Source organism: Streptomyces sp. WELS2 (assembly GCF_013870595.1).
Taxonomy (GTDB): domain Bacteria; phylum Actinomycetota; class Actinomycetes; order Streptomycetales; family Streptomycetaceae; genus Streptomyces.
In genome coordinates, this window is record NZ_JACBWZ010000314.1 from 1 (window position 1) to 6722 (window position 6722).

The 6722-nt window shown below is 74.0% G+C and carries 5 protein-coding genes and 1 pseudogene; 3 read left to right on the plus strand and 3 right to left on the minus strand.

Features of this window, described 5'->3' with window-relative positions; translation table 11 throughout:
- Positions 1-252 precede the first annotated feature (252 nt).
- Positions 253-1092, plus strand: a complete 840-nt coding sequence (locus H5J33_RS18895; RefSeq protein WP_181796110.1) for a lysozyme — start codon at positions 253-255, stop codon at positions 1090-1092.
- 16 nt (positions 1093-1108) lie between these two features.
- On the opposite strand, the pseudogene H5J33_RS18900 reads toward H5J33_RS18895, so the two are convergent.
- Positions 1109-1616: pseudogene (locus tag H5J33_RS18900) on the minus strand (MarR family winged helix-turn-helix transcriptional regulator).
- A 41-nt stretch (positions 1617-1657) separates the two neighbouring features.
- Between H5J33_RS18900 and H5J33_RS18905 the strand changes: the two are divergent.
- Both H5J33_RS18905 and H5J33_RS18910 read left to right on the plus strand, forming a co-directional pair.
- Positions 1658-2485: an alpha/beta fold hydrolase gene (locus H5J33_RS18905; RefSeq protein ID WP_181796112.1), complete on the plus strand. Its 828-nt coding sequence runs from the start codon at positions 1658-1660 to the stop codon at positions 2483-2485.
- 199 nt (positions 2486-2684) lie between these two features.
- Entirely contained in the window at positions 2685-3905 is a 1221-nt protein-coding gene (locus H5J33_RS18910; RefSeq protein ID WP_399552866.1) for a PP2C family protein-serine/threonine phosphatase, read from the plus strand.
- Positions 3906-3982: 77 nt separating this feature from the next.
- Here H5J33_RS18910 and H5J33_RS18915 read toward each other — a convergent pair whose 3' ends face one another.
- Entirely contained in the window at positions 3983-5506 is a 1524-nt protein-coding gene (locus H5J33_RS18915; RefSeq protein ID WP_181796113.1) for a carboxylesterase/lipase family protein, read from the minus strand.
- A gap of 154 nt (positions 5507-5660) precedes the next feature.
- A partial coding sequence (locus tag H5J33_RS18920) for an aromatic acid exporter family protein (protein WP_399552865.1) occupies positions 5661-6722 on the minus strand: 1062 nt, incomplete at its 5' end.

Sequence of the window (6722 nt, forward strand, 5' to 3'; positions counted from 1 at the left end):
ACGACGCTGCGCCCGGCCTGAGCGCTCACGGCGGTCCGGGCGCTGGGCGGTGACCCGTCGGGCCGGGAGGACACCGGCTGGTTCCACACCGTGCGCTACGACTCCCGCCCGCAGGACTCCGCCCGAGCCCACGGGCCTGCCGGACGCCGGGTGCCAACGCGTCGGGGGAGGCATAGCCCGTAGGGACGAACAGCGGCTTCGCCCGGCGCAGTCCGGCGTGCGGCGGGCGGCCGCCCCGGGTCAGATGGACTCGTGCGAACCCCCATACACCACCTCCGCGGCCGGTCCCGCCTTGGCCTGACCGGCGCCCTGACCGTCCTCGTCCTGTCCCTGTCCAGCCCCCCGGCCGCGCCGGCCACTCCCGACCCGACCGGGGGCCCGATCACCCGCGGCAACGCCTACATGGGCATCGGCGTCCTCGCCCACGACGGCGCCTCGGACACCCCGCCCCCGGCCCCCCGCGTAACCCAGACCGAGGGTGTGGACGTCTCCAGTCACCAGGGCGAGGTCGACTGGGGGTCGCTGTGGGACAGCGGCGTCCGGTGGGCGTACACCAAGGCCACCGAGGGGACGTACTACACCAACCCCTACTTCACCCAGCAGTACGACGGCTCCTTCGACGCCGGCATGGTCCGCGGCGCCTACCACTTCGCCACCCCGGACACGGCCGGCGGTGCCGCGCAGGCCGACTACTTCCTGGCGCACGGCGGCGGCTGGTCGGCCGACGGCAAGACCCTGCCGGGCGTCCTCGACATCGAGTGGAACCCGTACGGCGACGCCTGTTACGGCAAGTCGGCGAGCGCCATGGTCGACTGGATCCGCGCCTTCCTCGACCGCTACAAGTCCCGCACCGGCCGGGCGGCGGTCGTCTACACGGCCACCAGCTGGTGGTCCGAGTGCACCGGGAACTACGCCGGTTTCGGACCGGTCAATCCGCTGTGGATCGCGCGCTACGCCTCCACGGCGGGGACACTGCCGGCCGGCTGGTCGTCGTACACCATGTGGCAGTACACCTCCTCGGGACCGTCGGTCGGCGACCACGACCGCTTCAACGGCTCCCAGGACAAACTGCGCGAGTTCGCCACCGGCTGAGCGCTCCCGCCCGCGTTCAGTCCACGTCCACGTCGTCGAAGAGGGCGTGCATCGCGCCGAGCACCCGCAGACAGGCGTCGACGTCGGCCAAGGTCAGGTCGCCGTCGACCCGGCGCAGCAGTTCGTGCTCACGGGCCCGTACGGCGCCGATCGCCGCCCGGCCGCGCTCGGTGAGCCGGATCAGCGAGGACCGGCGGTGCGCCGGGTTGGGCACGCTCTCCACCAGCTCCTGCCGTGCCGCGTCGTTCACCATCCGCTGTACGAACTGGCGGCTGAGCGCCTGGGCCCGGCCCATCTGCGGGACCGTCATCGGGCCCCGGGCGCGCAGCAGGTCGAGGACGGCGCGGACGCCGACCGAGAGCCCTTCGACCGGTGCCGCCTGCTCCACCTTGCGGTGCACCCGCCGGTAGAGCGGGCCGACCAGGTCGAAGACCTCGGTGAGGCGCTCGGCCAGTTCGTCCTGGCGGGAGCGGGCGGACCGGGCGGGGGCGGTGCGGTCGTGGTTCATGCGTACAGGATGACACCTTGGTTGCCAACCTGCGGGAAAAATGACACCTTGGTTGTCATGACTGTCGATCAGGCATCGCTTCCCGTCCGCTACCTGCCGACCTCGGACGGCCGCCTCGCCTACCGCGAGACCGGCTCCGGCACGCCCCTCGTCCTGCTGCACGGCGGCTTCACCGACCACCGCATGTGGGAGGCGCAGCTGCGGGCCTTCGCGCCGACCCACCGGGTCATCGTCTGGGACGCCCGCGGTCACGGCGCCTCCGACAACGCCACCCGCCCGTTCCGGCAGGCCGACGACCTCGCCGCGCTGCTGCGCGGACTCGACGCCGCCCCCGCCGTGCTCGTCGGGCTGTCCATGGGCGGCGGCATCGCGACCGACTGCGCGCTGGAGCACCCCGAACTGGTCCGCGCGCTCGTCGTCAGCGGCGGCGGCACCAGCGAGCCCGTCTTCGAGCACCCCTGGGTGCTCGAGGTCATCGCCCGCCAGCAGGCGAGCCTGGCCGCGGGCGACCTGGAGGGCTGGGCGGACGCGTTCGCGCTGTGGGCCGCGGGGCCGCACCGGGAGCTGTCCGAAGTGGACCCCGACGTGGTCCGGCTGATACGGGAGATGGGGCTGGCCACGCTGCGCAAGCACACACCCGGCGAACCCGACCACCGTGTCCTCGTCACCCGGACCTGGGAGCGCGTGCCCGGCATCGGGGTACCGCTGCTCACCGTGAACGGTGCCCTCGAGTCCCCGGACCACCTCGCCATGGCCGCCCGGCTCGTGAACCTCGTCCCGGGCGGCCGCGGCGTCACCGTCCCGGGCGCCGCCCACTACCCGAACATGGAGAACCCGGACGCCTTCGACGCGGAACTCTCCGCCTTCCTGGAGCGGCTGCCGTAAGCCGGCGGCGGGGGAGCGGGCCGGTGTCCCGGGCGCCGTACCCGGGGGGATGCGCCGGGCCCGCTTCCGGTGGGGTGCCCGGGCGTGAGGCGGCCGGCCCGAGAGGGGTACCCGCCGGTGGAGCGGCCTGACCCGGGCGGGCGTACCGGCACTGCGGGGCGTCCGCCCCGAGGGGAGACTGCTGGGAAGACGACCGTGCCTGGGTGGTGATGCAGAGGTGACCGCGGAACCGGGCGGGTCCCCGCTGGAGGAGTTCCTGGCCGACCCCACCAGCTGCACCCTGGACATGGCCAACGTCGTCAGCCGCTGCGCGAAGGCGCTGGGCCTGCGGCACGCCGTGATCTACCTCGCCGACCTCCAGCAGCGGCACCTCGTACCGCTCACCGACGTCACCGAGCCCCTGTCCATCGACGAATCGCTCGCCGGCTGGTGCTACCGCACCCAGTCGCTGCGGGTGGAGGAGTCCGAGCGGGACGGCATGACCGCCTGGTTCCCGCTGCTCGACGGCGCCGAACGGCTCGGCGTCCTCGCCGTCCACACCCACACGCTCACCGCCGAGTCCCTGCGCCAGGGCCGCGCGATGGCCGCCCTGCTCGCCATGATGACCACCTCCAAGCGGGCGTACAAGGAGACCTTCGTACGCCGGACCCGCACCCGGGCGATGCACCTGCCCGCCGAGATGCTGCGCGCCTTCCTGCCCCCGCGCACCATCGGCAACCCCCACATCGTCTCCACGGCCGTCCTCGAACCCGCCTACGACCTCGGCGGCGACGCCTTCGACCACGCCCTGACCACCGACACCCTGCACGCCGTCGTGCTGGACGCCATGGGGCACAACCTGCTCTCCGGGCTGACCAGCGCGGTCGCCCTGGCCGCCTGCCGCAACGCCCGGCGCGTCGACGCCGACCTGCTCTCCCTGGTGGACGGCGTCGACGAGGCGCTCAGCCAGTGGCTGCCGGACCAGTTCTGCACCGGGATCCTCGCCCGCCTCGACTTCTGCAGCGGCGTCCTGAAGTGGGTCAACTGCGGCCACCCCGCGCCGCTGCTGATCCGCGACCACCGGCTGATCGTCGACGCGCTCTCCCGCGAGGCCGACCCGCCCATGGGCCTGCGGTCCCTGCTGCACGCGCGGGAGCGGCAGGTGCACGAGTCCCGGCTCCAGCCCGGGGACCGCGTACTGCTCTACACCGATGGCGTGACCGAGGCGCGGACGGCCGACGGCAGGCTGCTCGGCCTGGAACGGTTCGCGGACTACGTCATCCGGGCCAGCGCCACCGGGGAGATCGCGCCCGAGACGCTCCGCCGCCTCATCCACTCGCTGCTGGACTCCCAGGACAGCCGGCTCCGCGACGACGCCACGATCCTGATGTTCGAGTGGCAGCCGAGCGGCCGGCTGCCGGGAACCGGCCTCATCGGTTAGGCGCGGCGGGCACCGGCGCTCATGGGCCGGCGGCGGGACCCGGGGTTCGTCGAGCGGCCGGCGACGGGCGGGGGCCGTTACGGGGTCGTCAAAGGGAGCGGGGCGAAGACGTGCCGCTCCCACAGCCGGCGCGAGGCCTCCTCCGGATAGCGGGCGACCGCCGGCACGGTGTCGAAGAGCCGGACGAGGCGCCGGTCGGTGTCGTAAGCGGGCCAGCCCGGGTCTCCCGTGGCGGCGAAGGCGGTCCAGGCGGAGCGGAAGCGGGCGGACAACGCCTCGGTCTGCGGTGACGGCGCAGGCCCGACGAGTATTTCCCCGATGCCGCCGTAGACCCCGAAGGCAAGGGGCACGTCCAGGGCGTGGCAGGCGCCGAGGGTGCCGTCGCCGGCCGGAGCGGAGTACGTGAGTTCGTACAGGTATGCCCGGCCGCCGCCGGACGTGTGCGCCTCGGCCAGGTGCACGGAGGGCATGCGGAACAGCCAGTCGGACTGGACGAGTTCGAACAGGTGCTCCGTGGAGGCGTCCGGGAACGCCGCGCGGTAGGCCTGCTCGGCGTCCGGTGCCGGACCGAACAGGGCGAGGACCAGCGAGGCCAGGTCCTCGTCCACGCGGTGGCCCAGCGTTCCGTCCAGGTGGCGGAAGAGCCGGAACTCGTCCCGGGTGTGGCCGACGACGAGGTCCACGTCCCGCGCGGCACCCCGCGCGAGTGCCTCCCAGGGGGTCGCCGCCAGCACATCACCGTCGACGACGGGGGCGAAGGGGGTCAGTGTCAAGGCGACCGGGCCCCAGCGGTGGGCGTACTCACGCATCCGGGAGCCGAGTGCGGCCCCGGCCCGGGTCAGCTCGCCCGGATCCACACCGGACAGCTCGGCCACCGTCGGGCGCAGTCCGATACCGCCGACGAGGGCCTCGGCGATGTCCCCGGCCAGTGCCTCGGAGAACAGCGGTCCCGGCACGCTCTGGGCGATGGCCCTGCGGAACAGCGGCCGGGCCCGGGGCATGGCCAGGAGAGCGGCGACGGACCCCGCGCCGGCCGACTCGCCGAAGACGGTGACCTGTTCCGGATCGCCCCCGAAGGCGGTGATGTTGTCCCTCACCCACTCCAGGGCGGCGACCTGGTCGAGCAGACCGCGGTTGGCGGGCGCCCCCCCGATCCGCAGGAAACCCTCGACGCCGACCCGGTAGTTGAAAGTGACCATGACCACCTCGTTCTCCCGGGCGAGGCGGCTCGCGTCATAGGCGGGATCGTGGGCGGAACCGAGCTTGTAGGCGCCGCCGTAGATCCACACCATGACCGGGCGCCGCGCGGCCGGGTCCGGGTCCGGCGTCCATACGTTGACGGTCAGCCAGTCGTCGCCGGACGGTGTGTCGCCGGCCGGAGCCCCCTCGGGCCCGATCGGCTCCTGTGGCGGGGGCGGACCGAACGCCAGGGCGTCGCGAGTGCCGTCCCAGCGGTCCACCGGGCGCGGCGCGCCGAAGCGCGCCGCACCGACCGGCGGCTGGGCGTAAGGGATGCCGCGGAAGACGGCGAGCCCTTCCTCGCGCCGGCCGCGGACCGTGCCCGCCACGGTCGTGACCTCAGGGAAATCGCGCATGCTCATGGTGATCCTCGGTGACACGGACTCGGCCGGACTTGCCTGAGGACAGTCAATCACCCAAAGGGGCGACCGTGCGGCGGAGTTGGCGTTGCCGGCCCGGGGGAGGGGGGCGACGAAGGCCCGGTACGCGTGTCACCCGCGGCCCGGGACAAGACACCTAGGTGCCCGAGGCGAGCAGCTGGTCGGCCAGCCGGTGGGCCTGGGCCAGCAGCACGCCGTAGGTGGCGACCTCGTCGGGGTCGTCCGTCGTGGCGCGGGCCAGGTCCCGGCGCAGCACGGTAAGGGCGCCGCGCAGGTCCGCCACGGCCTCGCGGAGCTCCTCCTCGTGGTCGTCGCCGAAGCGGCTGTGGCTGTAGAGCCGCAGCGTGTCGGCGGTGCGGCACAGGAACTGCCCGTACCGCCGGGCGAGCGCGAGGTCCGGCCGGGGCGCCGAGCGGTCCTCGGCGGCGGCCTCCAGCACCGTGCGGGTCACCTCGGCGGTGTGCACGGCCGCGTAGTCCAGGACCATCAGCGCGTCCTCGTACCCGTTGCCGGGCGGCGGTGCGGCACCCGTGCGGCGGCGCGGGTTGACGCGCAGGCTCTCCCGGCCCCACTCCACCGACGAACGGGCCTGCTCCACCAGCCGGGGCAGCCGCAGGGCGCGGTCGTGCCAGGCGCCGGCCTCCGCGGCGTCCCAGCGGCCCTCGGCCAGTCCGTCCGCCACGTCCCGCAGGATGCCGTGTACCTCCGCCACCGCGTCCCGCAGCGCCGCCTGGGTGTCGCGCAGATACAGCGGCGGCCGGACCAGCGCGTTGACCGCGATGCCGACCACCGCCCCGAACAGGGCCTCGGCGAGCCGGGCCGCGGAGGTGGACACGGACACCGATCCGTTGGTCAGCACGAACAGGGCACCGGTGGCCGCGTACACCCCCTGGCTGCCCAGGCGCCGCCACTGGCCCAGCAGCATCGCCAGCGGCAGGACCACCGCCATCGCGGCCACCGGGCTGGGCAGGAGCAGTCCGACCGCCGTGGCCGCGACGGTGCCGGCCGCGATCGCCGCGAGCTGTTGCAGCCCGTGCGCGATCGACCGGTACACGGTCGACTCCACCAGCACCACCGCGACCCACGGCGCGACGAACGCCACCGGTGCCTTCAGCCACCAGCCCGCCACCGCCCAGGCCACCCACGCGGCCAGCGCCGCCTTCACGGCCTGCACGGCCAGGTCGGATCGGCCGCCATG

Coding starts and splice junctions, on each gene's coding strand:
- H5J33_RS18915 (WP_181796113.1), bottom strand. CDS start 5,506: ATGAGCATGCGCGATTTCCCTGAGGTCACGACCGTGGCGGGCACGGTC.
- H5J33_RS18905 (WP_181796112.1), top strand. CDS start 1,658: ATGACTGTCGATCAGGCATCGCTTCCCGTCCGCTACCTGCCGACCTCG.